The 16,435-nt window shown below is 69.3% G+C and carries 14 protein-coding genes and 2 CRISPR repeat arrays; of the genes, 8 read left to right on the top strand and 6 right to left on the bottom strand.

Going from position 1 to position 16,435, the window contains the following annotated elements; genetic code table 11:
- Positions 1-32: 32 nt before the first annotated feature.
- The 6 genes from A3IG_RS0108220 to A3IG_RS28965 all read right to left on the bottom strand — a co-directional run bounded on the left by A3IG_RS0108220 (position 33) and on the right by A3IG_RS28965 (position 5,650).
- On the bottom strand, positions 33-326 hold the full coding sequence (locus A3IG_RS0108220; protein ID WP_018383074.1) for a hypothetical protein: 294 nt from the start codon (positions 324-326) through the stop codon (positions 33-35).
- Positions 326-1,864 carry an FAD-binding oxidoreductase gene (locus tag A3IG_RS0108215; RefSeq protein ID WP_018383073.1) on the bottom strand — a complete coding sequence of 513 codons (1,539 nt, stop codon included), beginning with the start codon at positions 1,862-1,864 and terminating at the stop codon, positions 326-328. The genes A3IG_RS0108220 and A3IG_RS0108215 overlap by 1 nt, the downstream gene beginning before the upstream one ends.
- Positions 1,861-3,132 (bottom strand): (Fe-S)-binding protein, encoded by a 1,272-nt coding sequence (locus tag A3IG_RS0108210; RefSeq protein ID WP_018383072.1) that lies wholly within the window; start codon positions 3,130-3,132, stop codon positions 1,861-1,863. The genes A3IG_RS0108215 and A3IG_RS0108210 overlap by 4 nt, the downstream gene beginning before the upstream one ends.
- 237 nt (positions 3,133-3,369) lie before the next feature.
- Positions 3,370-5,079, bottom strand: coding sequence for a SulP family inorganic anion transporter (locus A3IG_RS0108205; protein WP_018383071.1), 1,710 nt, complete (start codon positions 5,077-5,079; stop codon positions 3,370-3,372).
- Entirely contained in the window at positions 5,076-5,417 is a 342-nt protein-coding gene (locus A3IG_RS0108200) for an ArsR/SmtB family transcription factor (protein ID WP_018383070.1), read from the bottom strand. Before A3IG_RS0108200 ends, A3IG_RS0108205 begins: the two co-directional genes overlap by 4 nt.
- 14 nt (positions 5,418-5,431) lie before the next feature.
- On the bottom strand, positions 5,432-5,650 hold the full coding sequence (locus A3IG_RS28965; protein ID WP_018383069.1) for a hypothetical protein: 219 nt from the start codon (positions 5,648-5,650) through the stop codon (positions 5,432-5,434).
- 228 nt (positions 5,651-5,878) lie between these two features.
- Positions 5,879-7,135: direct repeats of the CRISPR family, unit length 29 nt; unit sequence GTTGCGAACCCTCCAGGGCTGATGACGAC.
- Between the two features lie 378 nt (positions 7,136-7,513).
- Between A3IG_RS28965 and cas6 the strand changes: the two genes are divergently transcribed.
- Genes cas6 through cas2 form a run of 8 tightly spaced genes read left to right on the top strand, consistent with a single transcriptional unit; the run spans position 7,514 to position 15,590 of the window.
- A complete protein-coding gene (gene cas6 / locus A3IG_RS0108190; protein WP_236719115.1) occupies positions 7,514-8,191 on the top strand; it encodes a CRISPR-associated endoribonuclease Cas6 in 678 nt (225 codons plus the stop codon).
- Positions 8,179-9,627: a hypothetical protein gene (locus tag A3IG_RS0108185; protein WP_051087423.1), complete on the top strand. Its 1,449-nt coding sequence runs from the start codon at positions 8,179-8,181 to the stop codon at positions 9,625-9,627. Before cas6 ends, A3IG_RS0108185 begins: the two co-directional genes overlap by 13 nt.
- Entirely contained in the window at positions 9,627-10,688 is a 1,062-nt protein-coding gene (gene cas7i, locus A3IG_RS0108180) for a type I-B CRISPR-associated protein Cas7/Cst2/DevR (RefSeq protein ID WP_018383066.1), read from the top strand. Before A3IG_RS0108185 ends, cas7i begins: the two co-directional genes overlap by 1 nt.
- A 6-nt stretch (positions 10,689-10,694) precedes the next feature.
- Positions 10,695-11,375 (top strand): CRISPR-associated protein Cas5, encoded by a 681-nt coding sequence (cas5, locus tag A3IG_RS0108175; RefSeq protein ID WP_051087426.1) that lies wholly within the window; start codon positions 10,695-10,697, stop codon positions 11,373-11,375.
- Entirely contained in the window at positions 11,372-13,822 is a 2,451-nt protein-coding gene (locus A3IG_RS0108170; RefSeq protein ID WP_018383064.1) for a CRISPR-associated helicase/endonuclease Cas3, read from the top strand. The genes cas5 and A3IG_RS0108170 overlap by 4 nt, the downstream gene beginning before the upstream one ends.
- Entirely contained in the window at positions 13,819-14,340 is a 522-nt protein-coding gene (locus A3IG_RS0108165) for a CRISPR-associated protein Cas4 (RefSeq protein WP_018383063.1), read from the top strand. The genes A3IG_RS0108170 and A3IG_RS0108165 overlap by 4 nt, the downstream gene beginning before the upstream one ends.
- A complete protein-coding gene (gene cas1b, locus A3IG_RS0108160) occupies positions 14,340-15,320 on the top strand; it encodes a type I-B CRISPR-associated endonuclease Cas1b (RefSeq protein WP_018383062.1) in 981 nt (326 codons plus the stop codon). The genes A3IG_RS0108165 and cas1b overlap by 1 nt, the downstream gene beginning before the upstream one ends.
- Before the next feature lie 6 nt (positions 15,321-15,326).
- A complete protein-coding gene (cas2, locus tag A3IG_RS0108155; RefSeq protein WP_026220020.1) occupies positions 15,327-15,590 on the top strand; it encodes a CRISPR-associated endonuclease Cas2 in 264 nt (87 codons plus the stop codon).
- A 110-nt stretch (positions 15,591-15,700) separates the two neighbouring features.
- Positions 15,701-16,371: a CRISPR direct-repeat array (repeat unit 29 nt; unit sequence GTCCTCATCAGCCCTGGAGGGTTCGCAAC).
- Between the last annotated feature and the right edge of the window lie 64 nt (positions 16,372-16,435).

Here is a 16,435-nt window from a genome sequence, read left to right as displayed (position 1 = left end):
GTCCGCGCCAAGGTCCGTTGGTTGGGCGCCGGTCACGGACCGCCTGGTGGCCCGTCCGCGTCGGCACCGGTGATGTCGTCGAGGAGCTCCTGGCCCGAGACCACCGTGTGGGCCCAGTGCCGGTGCATCCAGTCCAGGTGGTCCGCCCGCCCCGCGGCGATGCGCAGCGTGTCCCAGTTGGGGAAGAGCTGCTGGGCCACGTGCACCGTCATCAGCCGCGGATCGACCTCGAAGACGTGCTCGAACCGCTCCACCGCGACGTCGGTGACCCGGCGCGCGGGCGGTGGTGTGTGCTGTTCGCCGTGCCGGTACCCGAGTTCCGTCATCAGACGCCACCCTCCGGTTCCGCGGGCGAGGGACCGTACGCCCGGTCGAGGCCGTACTTGCCCGGGTTCATCACGCCCCGGGGGTCAAGGGCCCGCTTGATGTCGAGCATGACGTCGTAGCCGCCGCCCAGCTCCAGCGGGACCAGGTCCACCTCGCCCTCCCGACACGCCCCGTGGCAGGCGCTGATCGACCCGCCGTGCCGCAGCGCCACCGCGGCGATGTCCCGCTTGGCGGCGACCCAGGCGGCCCACGCCTCGTCGTCCAGCTCCTGCTCCCAGATGCCGACGTCGATCTCCGTCAGGTAGTCCACGCCGGTGTCCGCACTGGTGTAGAAGAACATCCCCCAGTCGTCGAAGACGTCGAACCGGCCGCGCAGCCGGTCAACGATGGCGTGCCACTCCCGACGCACCGCCGGAAGCTCGGTCCAGTTGACGGCGGCGTCCTCACAGTGCCAGCTCATCGGCGCCACCTGCCCCGAGCGGGTGCGGCCGTGCAGCGGGGTGGCGTAACGGTCGTGCCGGGCCGCCCAGTCGCCCTGGGAGATCTCGTCCCCGAGGTAGCGGGCCCCCGCCGCCCGGGCGACCCGCATCAACCGGGTGCCCCCGGCCCGCACCTCGTCCTCGTTGCCGTACGCGACCGCGCACACCAGCGCCCGCACGTCGGCCGGCTGCGGGATGTACGCCTCGTCGTCGCGCCGCAGGTACTCCACCTTCCGCTCGTCGAAGAGCACCGCCCCGGCGAAGGTGGCCACCCCGGCGTGGGCGAGCCGCTGTACGCACCGGTGGGCGCTGTCGAAGTCGGCGAACGCCCAGAACGGGGAGAACTCCGCCTCCGGCTTCGGGTACAGCTTCAACGTCGCCTCGGTCGCGATGCCCAGCGTGCCCTGGTGCCCCATGAACAGGTGCTTGAGCTGGTAGCCGCTGGAGCTCTTGGACACCTTGCGCCCGCCGCCGTCGCCGACCCGGATGACCCGTCCCGTCGGCAGCACCAGCTCGAAGCTGAGCACCAGGTCGCGGGTGTGCCCGTACCGGGCGCCGATCAGCGACCAGCCACTGGTACCGATCCGCCCGCCCACCAGCGAGCACGGGTACGACGCCGGGTTGTCGGGGTAGATCAGCCCGTGCCCGGCGAGGACCTCGTTGAGCTTGAGCATGCTGATGCCGGTGCCCACGGTGCAGGTCCGGTTCTCCAGGTCGATCTCCTTGACCTCGTTCATCCGCTTGACGTCGACGACGATGCCGCCCCGCTCCGGGACCGCGCCGTCGGTCAGCCCGGTCCCGCCGTCCCTGGGCACGATCGGCACGCCGTGCGCGTTGGCGATCCGGACGACCTCGGCGACCTCCTCGGCGGTCCCGGGCAGCACCACCAGGTCCGGCACCCGCTCCCGCCACCGGTGGACGGGGAACGGCGCGGGCACCCGCGCCCGGTTGAACCGGGCCGTCCGCGACGTCAGCACGTGCTCGCCGCCCAGCACGTCCACCAGGGCGCCCAGCACCCCGTCGGGAACCCGCGGCGTGGTGACCGTGGACGTCGTCATCGCCCCGTGCTCCCCCCGACCTCGATGCCCAGTGACTCCGCCAGCAGTTCGTGGATGTCCACCACGTCGATCGACCGCGCCCGGCCGGCCTCCGCCAGGGGCCGCTCCGACCACGGGCAGGCCGACACCAGCGTGTCCACCTCCAGCGCGGCGGCCCTGTCCATCCGGCTCCCACTGATCCGTGCGGTCAGCTCGGGCCGCTCGACCGGCAGGCCGCCACCCGCGCCCGAGCAGTACGACCACTGGGTCACCCGGTCCTCGTCGTGGAAGGTCAGCCCGGGGATCGCGCGCAGCACCCGGCGAGGCTCCTGCCACACCCCCTTGCGCTTGTTGAGCCGGCACGGGTCGTGGTAGGTGATCGTCCGCGGCACCGGCACGGTCGGGGTCAGCGTCCCGTCCTCGATCAGCTTCGCCAACAACTCGACCACCAGCACGATCTCGACGTCGTACGCGTCGCCGAAGTAGGCCGGGTAGTCCTCGGTGAAGGTGACGTAGTCGTGCGGGTCCAGCACCAGCACCCGGCGGACCCCACCGGCCCGCCAGTCCGCGAGGTTGTGCTCGGCGAAGCGGCGGGCCTGGTCCCGGTAGCCCATCTCCGCCGCGGGCCCCCCGCAACACCACTGCTCGCCCATCAGGCCGAACTCCACCCCGGCCAGGCGCAGGATCTGCGCCACGGCCCGCGGCACCGACGTGCGGTGGAACGCGGCCTCGCAGTCCACGAACAGGATCGTTTCACCGCCGACGGGGAGGCCCAGACCGTGCGCCCAGTCCCGAACGTGCTCCTGACTGACCGGTACGTCGCCGAGGACCGGCTCGTGGGCGCGCTGCTCGGTGAGTTCGTTCCAGCGCCGGTGCCCGGGCTGGTGGACACCGCTCTCCACGGCCAGCGCCCGCACCCGCTTGACCAGGTCCACCGTGCGGGTGCGGAACCGGTAGAAGTCCCCGGTGAACAGGGTGTTCGGACAGCGCAGCTCACACGCCCCGCACCCGGTGCAGTTGACGTAGTCCTCCGCGACGTCCTCGACGGTCAGCTCGCCCTGCTCCATCGCCACCACGTTGGCGTGGAACGCCGTCGGCGACCAGGACTCGTTGCGGGTCACCTGCATCACCGGGCAGACCTCGCGGCAGAACTTGTGCCCGGAGGAGAAACAGTTGTACGCCGCGTTGCGCCAGTCGGCGAGGAACTCGGCGGTGGCGGGGGAGCGGCGGTCACCGTCCCCCGCCGGCCCGCCGGCACCGGCGGGGGAACAGGGTTCGCTGTCGGTCATCGTGGTGCCTCCACTCGGTGCGGATGCGCGGACGCGACTACGGCGAGCGAGGTGCATGCGGCGACACAAGGACGGTGCGGGACGCGCGGGTGGAACGGTGCGCGCCCACGCGGCGGCAGGGGCGGAGCCTGTGACCGCCGTCACGATGCGCGTTAACCTAGGTCGTCCTCGTTGCGGTGACAAGAGGGCCTGACCGTCCCCGGCGGACGTACGGGGCGACACCAACGCCCCCACCGGTCACCCCGCGGGCCCCGCGGCGGCCCCCGAGAGCACCCCCGCCCGCTGCAACCCGGAACGCGCGGCGGCGATGGCCCCGGGCGTGGTGGCGAAGACCCGGCCGGCCGCGTCGAGACGCGTGATGACGCCCAACGCCTCCAACGGCCGGTGGTGCCCGTCACGGATCCCCGAGACGTACACCGTCACGCCGTGCCGCTCCAGCTTCTCGATCACGTCCCCCAGCACCAGGGCACCGCTGGCGTCGATGGTGGTCACCCGCGACATGCGCAGGATCACCACCGACACGTCGGCGACCTCGGTCAGCTCCAACAGGAAACGGTGCGCGGCGGCGAAGAACAACGGCCCGTCGATGCGGTACGCCACGATGTGCTCGGCCAACAGCGCGCGCTCCTCCGCGCTGTGCTCGCCGGGCAGGTCGGGCCGGACGTCCACCTGGTCGATCCGGGCCTGCCGGGCCACCGCGCGCAGCGCCAGGGCGCCCGCCACGACCAACCCGATGACGACCGCGTACACCAGGTCGAGGGCGAGCGTGGCGGCCGCGGTCAGCACCAGCACGGCGGCGTCGGAGCGGGTGGCCCGGGCCATGGCCCGCAGCGAACCCACCTCCACCATGCGCACCGCGGTCGCGATCAGCACCCCGGCCAGCGCCGCCAACGGGATCTCGGAGACCAGCGGCGCCGCGGCGAACACGATGACCGCGAGCACCGCCGCGTGGGCCAGGGCGGCCAGTCGGGACGACGCGCCGGTACGGACGTTGACCGCCGTCCGCGCGATCGCCCCGGTCGCCGGCACCCCGCCGAACAGCGGCGCGGCCACGTTCGCCAGGCCCTGCCCGAACAGCTCCCGGTCAGGGTCGTGCTTCTGGTCCACCGTCATGCCGTCCGCCACCTGCGCCGACAGCAGCGACTCCAGCGCCGCGAGCGCGGCCACCGCCACCGCGGGCGCCAGCAGCGAGGGCACCGCGGACACGTCCAGGAACCCCAGCGAGGGAGCGGGCAACCCCGCCGGCAGGGAACCGATGGTGGCCACGGAATCCAGGTGGAACAGGCGCACCACGACGGTGGCGCCGATCACCGCGACGATCGAGAACGGCACCGTGGGCCGCCACCGGGCCCCGACCACCATCGCCCCGGCCACCGAACCCGCGAGCGCCAACGCCGTCCAGTTCGGCGCCGCGGCGAACTCCTCCAGGGCGCGCCAGGTCACCACAAGCACCCTGTCCCCCTCGGGCTTGTCCACCCCGAGCGCGCCCGGCACCTGCTGGAGCCCGATCACGCAGGCGATGCCCAGGGTGAACCCCTCAACCACCGACGCCGGCACGAACGACATCAGCCGCCCGGCCCGCGCCAGCGACAGCCCCACGAGGATCAGCCCGGCCAGCAGCCCCACCGCCAGCACCCCGTCCGGCCCGTGGGCCGCCACGATCGGCACCAGCACCACGGTCATCGCGCCCGTAGGCCCGGACACCTGCAGGTTCGACCCACCGAACACGGCCGCCAGCGCCCCGGCCACCACCGCGGTGGCCAGCCCGGCCTCGGCACCCAGGCCCGAGGACACCCCGAAGCCCAGCGCCAGCGGCAACGCGACGATCGCCACCGTCAACCCGGCCAACAGGTCCCGACGCGGCTGGCGCCCCATCACGGCCAGGTCGGCGCGTGCGGGCAGCACGGAACGGACCCGGGCCCACGCCCGGGCGACGAGCGCGCTCACTTGGCCGGGACCTCGGCCTCCCGCAGCTCCGCCAGCAGCTCGTTCTGCCCCGCCAACATCTCGGTGAGGATGCGCCGCGCGGCCCGCATCAGCTCGGCGACGTCCCCGCCGGCCAGCTCGTAGACCACGGTGGACCCCTCCCGGGTGGACGTCACGATCCCCGACCGCCGCAACACGGCAAGCTGCTGTGACAGGGCGGCCGGCTCGATCTCGATCTCCGTCAGCAGGTCCCGCACCGCCATGGGCCCGCCCTGGAGCAGCTCCAGCACCCTGATGCGCACCGGGTGCCCCAGCATCCGGAAGAACTCCGCCTTCGCCTGGTACAACGGCACCGGCATCCGTACCTCAGCTCCTACTCGTCCAGGCCCTCGTCGGCAACCCCGTCCGCGGACCGCCCGCCCCTTTCGGGGCCGGTCTCGACCCCGTGCTCCCGGGCCACCCACAGCGCCTCGTCCAGCTCACCCCGGGCGACGGCGATCTCGAAGACGTCCCCGCCCCCGACCGCTTCCTCCCAGGCCAGCCGCGCCCTGCGCACCCGCTCCCGCACCGCGGCGCCGAACTCCCCGCCCACGGGCGCCCCCCTTCACTCACGGACGGCGCCTCGGCACGCCCCGCATTGCTCACTATCTCACTATGTAGCTAATTGCAGAAATATGCAACTCGCTACCTCGTGGGTGGGCTGGGGGGAGGAAGGGACGTGGGTCGCCGGCGATCCCCCGGGGGGCGTTCGCCCCGCCTCGATCCCTTTAGGGCTGATGACGACGCGCGGCCCGGTCGCGGACCCGCTCGGTCAGCGTCTGTTGCGAACCCTCCAGGGCTGATGACGACCAGACGCCTGGCCGCGACCAGCTTCGTCACGGTCTTGTTGCGAACCCTCCAGGGCTGATGGCGACCCCTTGTCCGCCGCCCGCGCGGCCCGCCTGATCCCGTTGCGAACCCTCCAGGGCTGATGACGACGGCGTGCAGGGCGACCCGGTGGCAGCCGATCAGCCCGTTGCGAACCCTCCAGGGCTGATGACGACTACTCGGTGACGATCGTTGGTAGGTCGCCCACCATGTTGCGAACCCTCCGGGGCTGATGACGACCGGCCGCCTCGCCGGTCCCGCACCGGTCTGGTGAACGCGTTGCGAACCCTCCAGGGCTGATGACGACCGGCGAGCAGGACGCGGAGATCCTCGCCCGGCTCCTGTTGCGAACCCTCCAGGGCTGATGACGACGAAAGCGGAGCGGAAGAAGTTCAACCGTGCGGAACAGTTGCGAACCCTCCAGGGCTGATGACGACCTCGCCGTACGCGTCCGTGCCCTCTTCTACTTCAGTGTTGCGAACCCTCCAGGGCTGATGACGACCGGTAACGGACCGGGCCAGTACGGCGTGAGGACAACGTTGCGAACCCTCCAGGGCTGATGACGACTCGCGGACCGCCTGACCATCTACCACCGGGGCGCGTTGCGAACCCTCCAGGGCTGATGACGACTGGGGAATCGGCGGATGCCGAACTTGCCTCAGCGAAATGGTTGCGAACCCTCCAGGGCTGATGACGACCGCCACCCGGTCGGGCTCAAGCGCGCGAGCCAGGTTGCGAACCCTCCAGGGCTGATGACGACACGTGCACCCGGACATGCGGGTGTACAGGGACCATTTGTTGCGAACCCTCTAGGGCTGATGACGACCTGGTGGTGCCGGACTCTTCTCGGGCCGGGGCCCGGGTTGCGAACCCTCTAGGGCTGATGACGACCCGAGGACGGGGGAGGGGTCGCGGATCTCCAGCACGGTTGCGAACCCTCTAGGGCTGATGACGACTCATCGTCATGGTCGCGAGCCTAGGGCTGGCCCTGTTGCGAACCCTCTAGGGCTGATGACGACGATCATCGACGCGTGGAAGCGCCGGCACACGGGTGGGTTGCGAACCCTCTAGGGCTGATGACGACCGGTTCAGTTGGAGGTGCGCTGCCGGGGCTGCGCGTTGCGAACCCTCTAGGGCTGATGACGACTTGAAATCATTACGGTTCTCGCCCAGTTGAGCAGGTTGCGAACCCTCTAGGGCTGATGACGACCCGAGGGTAAAGCCGCAGGTCACACCATGGCCAACTGGGCACCTCCAGGCGCATTCTGCGGCGACCCGCCGGTTGTGCAACATCGCAGGTCAAACGCGTACGGCGGGAAGAACGTGATGGGACGCCCGCGCAGAGCCGTCCGGCGGAAGGGAGCCCGTTCACTATCCCCACCCTTCTCTTCAACCCCGTGGCGGCGGTGGCGGTATCCGCCAACATCCCAGGTCTATATCACACGAAGTTCACACTCGATGACTTTCCGTAGAAGTCGCGTAGCCGCAGGCCTCCCCGCGTAGGGTCTGACTCGTTGGTGATCACACTCAAAAGCAACACTGCCGGCGTCGCGCTAGAGCGGTGGTAGGGGGAGTCGTGCGGGTCAGGGTGGATGTGACAGCCGATGTGTCGAGCCTTCCCTGGGAGCAGGTCCACGGCCCGGCTCAGGGTGTGGTGTACGGGCTGCTGGGGAGCCAGAACGCCGAGTTGGCCCGGCGGCTGCACGACTTCGGCTGGGGGGAGTCGCCGCTCAAGCCGTTGGGGCTGACCAGCCCGCTGTTCAGGGGCGCCCCCCGCCGGACCGGCGTCTACACCACGTCGGAGGACGGCTCGCTGTGGTTCGGGTCGCCGGTTCCCGAGATCGCCGGGGCGTTGGTAGCGGGGCTGGCGGCGCGGGACGAGATCCGTTGGGGTGGTGCGCGGTTAGCGGTCCGAGGGATCAGCGTGGATGTCAATCGCACCGACACCACGCGCGAGGTGGAGCTGACTACCGCCACGCCGGTCCTGTTGAAGCATGACAGTCGTTATCTGCTACCCGGTGACGATCACTATGAGGACCGGCTGCTACAGAACCTGTTCCGAAAGGCCGATCTCCTGGGCCTCCCTCAGCCGTGCGGCCTTCGCGTGGTGGAGGCGGGCCCTCGTCGGCAGTTCCTGGTACAAAAGGCCTTCCGCATCGGTGCCGTGGTGCGCGTCCGCATGATGGCGGACCCCCGCTTCGTCGATGCGATCCGCTGCTGGGGACTGGGCCTGTGCACCGTCCAGGGTTTTGGATGGATCAAGTGACAGTGGCGGTTGGGGCCGCGCTGCCGTTAACGCTGACCAGCCACCCCCTGCAACGCTCCGGTGCGTGGGCCGTTACCGTCCTTGCTGGTCGGGACACGCCCGAGGGAGTTTCGGTCGAGGATCTCGAGGATGTGGCCGACCGTCTCGTCGCTGACGTGTGTGCCGCAGCCGCGTCAAGCAGGCAGGCGGTGGAGTACGACTGGTGGAAGGTCCTTTTCGCTCTCTTCCCCAACTCCAAGGCCACGCACAACTCGCGGCCGCGTGACCGAGCTGCCCTCCAGCCCGCGATCAGTCAGTTATTCGCCCCCGATGACACCGATGACACCGATGAGAGCGATGACACCGGGGTGTGGCCGTGCACGTTCTGCGGCGTGCCCTCGAGTGTGGTGTGGACCAAGATGGTTCTTCCGATGTTTGACACGGACAAGGCGATCAACACGCTCCCGCCGGGGGTCCCCGGCTGGCCGGTCTGTCGGGGATGCCGGGTCGCGATGTGGGCCCTGCCGTACGGTGCCTGGGTGACCGCCGGCTCGGCCACAGTCCTGACGTGTGAGGAACCGGCGGTGGAGCGCGCATTCGTAACGCGCAACGTGCGACGTGCACGTCGCATCGCACAGGTTGGGTTCGATGGGTTACCGGCCACGGCCGGCCCCGAGCACGTGGTGGCTGTGGCACTGCGGCAGCTCGCCCCCGAGCTGCCGGCCACGGCTGTGCTGTGGTCGTTCAAGAACGACAACCAGGATCCGTGGCTGCGGGTGAGCCGGACCCGGCGCGCCACCGCCCGGTTCCTGTCAATGGTGGGCGCGCGGGCGCCGCTGCGTGCCGGCTGGTCCCTGTTGGAGCAGGCGCTCACCGCGCGGGACAAGGACGGGCAGGTGGTCGCAGACGGCCGGCAGGGGGCCGCCCGTTCGTTGTTCGAAGCGGAGGACGGCAGCAGCAGGCCGTTCCTCACGCGGATCCACCACCTGCTGGTCGCCCCCGCGCGCCGCTGGTTGCCGTACGAACTCGGAGCACTGGCGACTCTGGGTTCCACTTACGCCGAGGAGGTTCTGGGGATGGAGCCGAGGTTGGCCTCCGTGGCCACCCTGCTGGTCGATTGGATTGAGCACGGCAGCGCAAGTCCGCGCGGCAGGTTCGCCGAGTACCGCGCGGTCGCGCTCAAGCCCTACCAACTCGGGCAGTTGTTGATGCAGGCGCAGTCGAGACTGATGTTGGACGGCCGGGCCGCTCCGGCGGGCCCCGAGGACTGCGCCGCGCTGATCAGCACGGGGCCGCGGAGCTGGGAGCAGCGCATGCTGCTGTTCTTCTCGGTCACTGAGCTGCTTGTTCGGCGTGGGGTCAGCATCGGCGGCGGTGCGGACCCGGACGACGAGGAACGGATCAAGCAGCTCGTCGAACAGCCGATTCTGGAATCGGACGAGGAGGATGCGGCGTAATGGCCTACCTGGCGGGGAAGATGGTGCTCTCGGTGGAGGCTGGTGCACCCAACAACGGCAAGGGAGAGGACACCACAGCACGGGTGAAGACTGCGCGTGTGCGTGGCAAGAGGTATCCGTACGTCTCGGCCCAGGCAGGTCGTCGCTGGATGCGCGAGGGCCTGATTGAGCTCGGTTCGCTCCCCTCGCCGGTCGAGCGCGTGGGGAAGGCCCAGGGGAGGGCTCAGAAGGCCAACACCGCGGCCGACCCGGTGAGGTACGTCGATGACGACCTGTTCGGATACATGCGGGCCGGTGCCAAGAAGGATGACGCCGGCACGACACTCAGGGACAGTCCGTTCATGGTCGGCACCTTCATGTCCGTCGAGCCAGTGGTGCCCACCGAGGACTTCGGTGTCATGGCCCGGGGCATTGGTGAGCCGGTCCTGCACGGGCACGAGTTCTACACCGCGGACCTGGCCTCGCCGTTCCTGCTGGACATGCCCAGGATCGGCACCTTCACCCTTCCCGGTTCCAGCGGAGCTGGCCGTCCCAACTACCTCTCGGCAGAGGAAGCGTTGGCCGTGGCCGAGGCGGTCTCCGCCGGGGCCACGACGACGACGTTCCGTAACCAGCCCGCGGTCCGCCTGCCGATCGAGGAGCGGCGCTTACGGGCGGCACTCCTCCTGGAGTCCCTCGCGCACCTCAGCGGGGGCGCGAAGAAGGCCCTCCACTATGGCGACAGACTGCCCACGCTGCTGCTGATGGTGCCGTTCAAGGGCGGCGTCAACCCGCTCGCCTACTGCATTGACGGCGCGGAAGACGGTTCCGGTCTCCGGGTGCGGGGCGAGGTCCTGCGCGCCGAGCTGGCTGCCTGGGACGGCGAGTGGGAGGCGCCGGTGCGCGTGGGTTGGCGCCCAGGGTTCCGTGACGATCTGCGGGAGCAGTTCCTGACCACCTGCCGCAAGGAGATCGAGGAGGGAACCCTGGTCATCGACCACCCCCGCGCCGTTCTGCGCACGCTCGCGGCCCAGGTACGGGCCGGAGAACTGGATTCCTGGTTCGACGATCCCGAGCGGTAGGTGGCCATGTCCGACGCCGACGAGCTGCTTCCGGCCTGGCGTATGGAGTTCTTCGCGCCCGTGGCGTCCTTCCGAGACCCGCTGTTCCCCGGGCTGTGCAGGGGATTGCCGGTTCCACCGCCCTCGACGGTGCGGGGTCTGTTGTCCGCCGCCACCGGCCGGGACGGAGAGCCGGGTCCCTTCGGCATGGCTGCCTGGTCGGAGGGGGGCGGAGTGGATGCGGAGACCTACCACCCCATCGCTGCCAACGGCACCAACCCAGCCGTCGCGGGGCGAGTTCGGGCGGTGAAGGGAGGGACAACGGTTCGGGACCGTGCCTTCCTCACGGGTGTCCACCTGACCGTGTGGCTGCCGGACGCCGACGGGGAGCGCATCCAGCGGTCGCTGTGCCGACCCGTGTACCCATTGAGGCTGGGGCGCTCCCAGGACATCGTTCACCCGATCAGCCGGCGCCTCACGACCCTGCGGACGTGCAGGGCCGCACGTGTCGGTCACGCCCTGGCCCCGCCGCACGGTCATGACGCCCCCATGGCGTCGGCCTTCCGTCTGGCCGCCAGCGTCTCCTCTGATCGCCTGCACACCGTGTGGCGGGACTACCTGTGGTGCGACGTGTTCGCTGGTGAGTACCCCGTTCGGGACGCGTACCGGGACGACGAAGGGCAGGCGGTGTGGTTGCTGACCGGGTGACCTCTGGCCGGCGCACCCTGGCTGAGGTCCGGGCCAAGTCCACACCCACCCACGACCCGGAACGCCTGACGGAGCACAGCCGGACGGTACGGGACGCCGTTGGGCAGATCCGGGACCGGATCGGTTCGTCCGGCATCCTCGCCGACGTTCCGTCGTTCTGGTCCTGGGTGTCCCGTGCCGGCCTGCTCCACGACTCCGGGAAGGTGGCCGAGGGGTTCCAGCAGCAACTCCTGCCCGGGGGCGAGCCCTGGGGCGAACGCCACGAGGTGCTCTCCCTCGCTTACGTGGATCTGCTCGCCTCCGCCTGCGGCTGGACCCAACAGGACCGCTTGCTGACGGCGGTCCTGGTGGCCACCCATCACCGCCCGCTGTTCCCCGACGGGGGGCAGGGACGCGGCAGCAAGCGCTCGCTCGTTCAGCAATACAACGAGCACACCCTCTGGGAAGATGCCTTCACCCGACGCCCCCGCCTGGACACCCACCAGGTGCAGGTGCGTCCGGACCTCCACCGGGAGCTCCTGGCCTGGTTCTGTGGTGCCCTCGAAGCTGATCCACCGCCGACCATCGCCGGCTCGAAGCTCGCCCACCGGGCCCGTGATCTCCTCGCCGAGCTCGTCCAGGAGTGGAAGGACCCCGTCGATCCTCACAGGGGTCTCGTCGCGGTACTTGCCCAAGGGGCACTGACGCTGGCCGACCACACGGGCTCCGCCCACGTTGCACCACAGTCCCACCTGCCGCTTCCTGACGACTACCTGGCACGATTGGAACGTCCCTACCCCCACCAGCGGCTGGCGGCGGAGACCGACGGGCACTTGGTCCTCATCGCTCCGACCGGCAGCGGGAAGACGGAAGCCGGTCTGGCCTGGGCCGGCCGGCAGGTTCGCAGGATGCCCGGCCAGCCCCGCATGGTGTGGGTCCTGCCCTACCGCGCCTCCATTGATGCCGCGGCCCAACGCTTCAGGAACGACCTCGACCCGCCCCCGGGAGGCAAGGAACCGGACATCGGGGTTCTACACGGCACCGTTGCACAGACCCTGCTGGCCCAGGCCATCGAGGACGAGTGTCCCTGCACGGACAACAGCGCGGACGAGCCGCGCGGGCCCGCACAGCGCGTCGGCCCACCGGCCCCCGCCGAGGTGCTGGCCCGACAGGCTCAAGCGCGTGCGAACGTGATGCGGCTGTTTGCGCAGCGCGTGCGCGTCTCCACCCCTCACCAGCTTCTACGGGGAGCCATCGCCGGGCCCAGCCACTCCTCTGCCCTGTTGGAACAGGCCAACTGCACGTTCGTCCTGGACGAACTCCACGCCTACGACCCGGTCACTTTCGGCCGTTTGTGCTCCGCGATGGGGCTGTGGGAACGCATGGGCAGCCGCGTAGCCGTGCTGTCTGCCACTCTCGCACCGCCCATGACGCAGCTCATCGAGGAGAGCCTCAACCAACCGATCACCGTGCACCGCGCCGCGCCGGACACCAGTCCCGAACGGCATCGACTCGTCCTCGATCACACCACGCTCACCGACCCGACCTCCCTGGCACGCTTGGTCGGATGGCTTCAAGCCGGACACAGCGTCCTGGTCGTGGCCAACACCGTCGCCACTGCGCAACACGTCTACGAAACACTGGCCCCAGCGGCCCGAGAGGCGTGCCCAGGTGACGCCGGCGCCGCGCTCCTCCTGCACTCCCGGTTCAAAAACCGCGACCGTGCGGCCATCGAACGGCGTCTCAGCCTCCGCCACGGCGAACGCCGCTCCGGGGAAACCGCAAGGCGTGGTGGCGTCGTGGTGGCCACCCAGACAGTGGAGGTGTCCCTGTGCCTGGACTTCGATCGTGGCGCGGTCGAGGCGGCCCCGGTCGAAGCCGTGGCCCAACGCGCAGGGCGAGTGAACCGCCGGGGACGCCACCCCGAGGGTGTGGTTGAGTTCAGGGTCCACCGCCCCCGATCGACCCTTCCCTATCCGGCACCGGCGGTGGACGCGGCCTGGCATGCACTGACCACCCTCACCAGCCACGGCACCAGCACACTGTCCGAACAGGACATCGACCAGCTCTTGGCCATGGCCTACGACACCGAGTGGGGGGAGAGGTGGGCGAAGGAGGCGCGCGAGGCCCGGGACCATCACACCACCGAATTCCTGACGTTCGACGAACCCTTCCGGGACCGCGGTGAGTTCGCCCGACGGCTCGACGAGGAACTTGACAGCACCCAAGTGCTGCACGCGGACGACATCGACGAGTTCAGGCAACTGAGCAGGGACCGCCAGGGCCACCCGCTGTTAGCCGCCGGCTTGCTCATCCCCGTCCGGTACGGATATTTGCGTCAGCTTGACGCCATGTTCGACAAAAGCCTCAATGTCTTCGTCACCACAGCCCCGTACACATCGGAGAGAGGCCTGTGTGTCCCCAGCGCGACCACTCCGCCACCGCCTCCACGGGAGACAGTCCTGTGACCGAACCACGGTGTCACGCCACTGATGACGCCACGCTCGGCGGCGTCCACATTAAGTACCTTCTGCATTGCCCCCGCCAGTTGTGGCTTTACAGCCGCGGGTACCGCCCCGAGCAGGGCAACGAACTCGTCGCGTTCGGCGAAGTCGTCGATGCCACGACGCACTCCCGCCGACGGGATGTCGATCTGGGTGAAGCCAAGATCGACTGGGTGACGACCGGCGCCGTCGTTCACGAGACCAAGTCGTCCCGCACGCCCTCACCAGCCCACGCTGCCCAGGTCCGGCACTACTGCCTGCTCCTCGAACGGCGAGGCGTCACCGTGCGCGGCGGCGTCATCCACTACCCACTGATCCGCCGTACCACCGATGTTCCCTGGGACGCCGAGGCCCGAGCCGAAGCCCAGACCACCCTGTCGCGCGCCCACCAGGTCATCAACAGCGGTAGCCCGCCTCCGCGCCTACCCCGCGGGGGCTGCCGAGGTTGCTCGTACAACGACTACTGCTGGGGAGGAGACTGATGGCCGCTGTCGGCCGAACCTACTGGCTCACTGAGCCCTGTCGAATCCGACGCGAGGACAACAGCATCCGCATCGAACGCGCGGACACCACCCCCGTCCGCATCCCCATCACCGATATCCGTGACCTGATCGCGTTCGACCACATCGACATCAACACGTCGGCGATCTCTCTGCTCGGCCGCAGTCACGTCACCATCCACGTTCTCGACCACTACGGCAACTACGCGGGCAGCATCAGCCCAGCCGACTCGATGTCGTCGGCCACTGTGCTCCGCCGCCAGGTGGGAGTGACCGAGGACCCGGACAGCCGCCTTCCCGTTGCACGGGCCATTGTGCAGGCCGCAGCCGAGAACGTCCGCTGGTCTCTGGAAACCCACTTACTGGATCCGGCACTGAACACCCTGAGGGAAGCCCTGCCACGCTGCCGAACGAGTGACGAGATCATGGGTCAGGAAGGCAACTTCCGTCGCACCGCCTGGGCGGTGCTGGACACCTTCCTGCCGCCCTGGCTCCGTCTGGACGGTCGCACACGCCGCCCTCCAACCAATGCGGGCAACGCCTTCATTAGCTACACCAACGCCATCACGTATGCCCGGCTGCTGTCCGTGCTGCGCACCACCCCACTCCATCCGGCGATCGGCTTCCTGCACTCCGACACCGACCGCCGTCGCAACACGCTCGCTCTCGACCTCGCTGAGCTGTTCAGGCCACTGTTCGCCGAACGCCTCCTTCGACGAGCCGCCAGCCAAAAATCGCTCAAATCCAGCGACTTCGAGACCGACATCGGAAAGGCGTCCCTGAGTAGGAGCGGACGAAAGAAGGTATCCGCCCTCATCAGGGATGAACTGGCGGTGACAGTCCACCACCGAGCACTCAAGCGCAAGGTCAGCTATGACGAGCTTCTGCACCTGGAGGCCTTGAAAATGGTTCGGTTGTGCCTGGAAGGAAGTCCCTACAAGCCGTTCCGCCCCTGGTGGTGACCCGACCTGTTTGCCATCCTCGTCTATGACACCGCCGTTGAGCGCAACCCGCGAGTGCTGCGCACCTGCCGCAAGTACCTGCACTGGGTACAGCGCAGTGTTTTCCAGGGGGAGCTCTCCGCTGCGCAGTACCGAGCCCTGTTGGCCGAGCTCAACAGCGTCATCGACCGCGACCAGGACAGCATCATGGCCTACGCCACAAGGTCTCCGGACATGGTCAACACTGCCTGCCTGGGCATCGTACTGGGCAACTCCAGCGATATCCTTTGACCCCGAGCCAAACCGTGCTGACCTGCGCTGATGCACAACCGGCGGATCGCCGCAAAATCGGCCGTGATCTCGAGCCACGAGATGGACGTGACCTGCGGCTTTACCATCGGGTCCTCATCAGCCCTGGAGGGTTCGCAACTGGCACGTCAGCACGCACCGGCGTGGCGGACGGCGTGTCCTCATCAGCCCTGGAGGGTTCGCAACCGGTACTCGGCGTCGGCCGGGTCGCCGACGCGGACGTCCTCATCAGCCCTGGAGGGTTCGCAACTCAGCCATTGGGGGTCCTCTCGTCTCGGGCCGGGGTCCTCATCAGCCCTGGAGGGTTCGCAACAGCATCGGCATCTGCACAACCCGCAGTGTCTCCTCCGGTCCTCATCAGCCCTGGAGGGTTCGCAACGAGGGCCGCGGTGGCGCGCAGCGCCCCAGCGTCCTCGGTCCTCATCAGCCCTGGAGGGTTCGCAACGGGTCCGCGCGGAACAGGCCGCGCGGATGCTCAGCAGGTCCTCATCAGCCCTGGAGGGTTCGCAACGACGGCGACGCGGGATGCGGGTGCTCGTGCCCCACCGTCCTCATCAGCCCTGGAGGGTTCGCAACGCTGTCACCGACACCTGGATGGGCGGCTGGGCCAGTCCTCATCAGCCCTGGAGGGTTCGCAACCCGGTCTCAGACCGGTACGGCCTCGCCGCCGCCGCCGTCCTCATCAGCCCTGGAGGGTTCGCAAGAGTCAGGCATTGCTCCTCCGGGTGCCACAAGTCCTCATCAGCCCTGGAGGGTTCGCAACAGCTCCGCGCCGCTCGCCCAGGTGGTGAGCTGCTGTGTTCTCATCAGCCCTGGAGGGTTCGCAA

The organism is Wenjunlia vitaminophila DSM 41686 (assembly GCF_000380165.1).
GTDB lineage: Bacteria > Actinomycetota > Actinomycetes > Streptomycetales > Streptomycetaceae > Wenjunlia > Wenjunlia vitaminophila.
The sequence above is the reverse complement of the archived record's forward strand: the minus strand, read 5'-3'. Positions and strand labels throughout refer to the sequence as shown.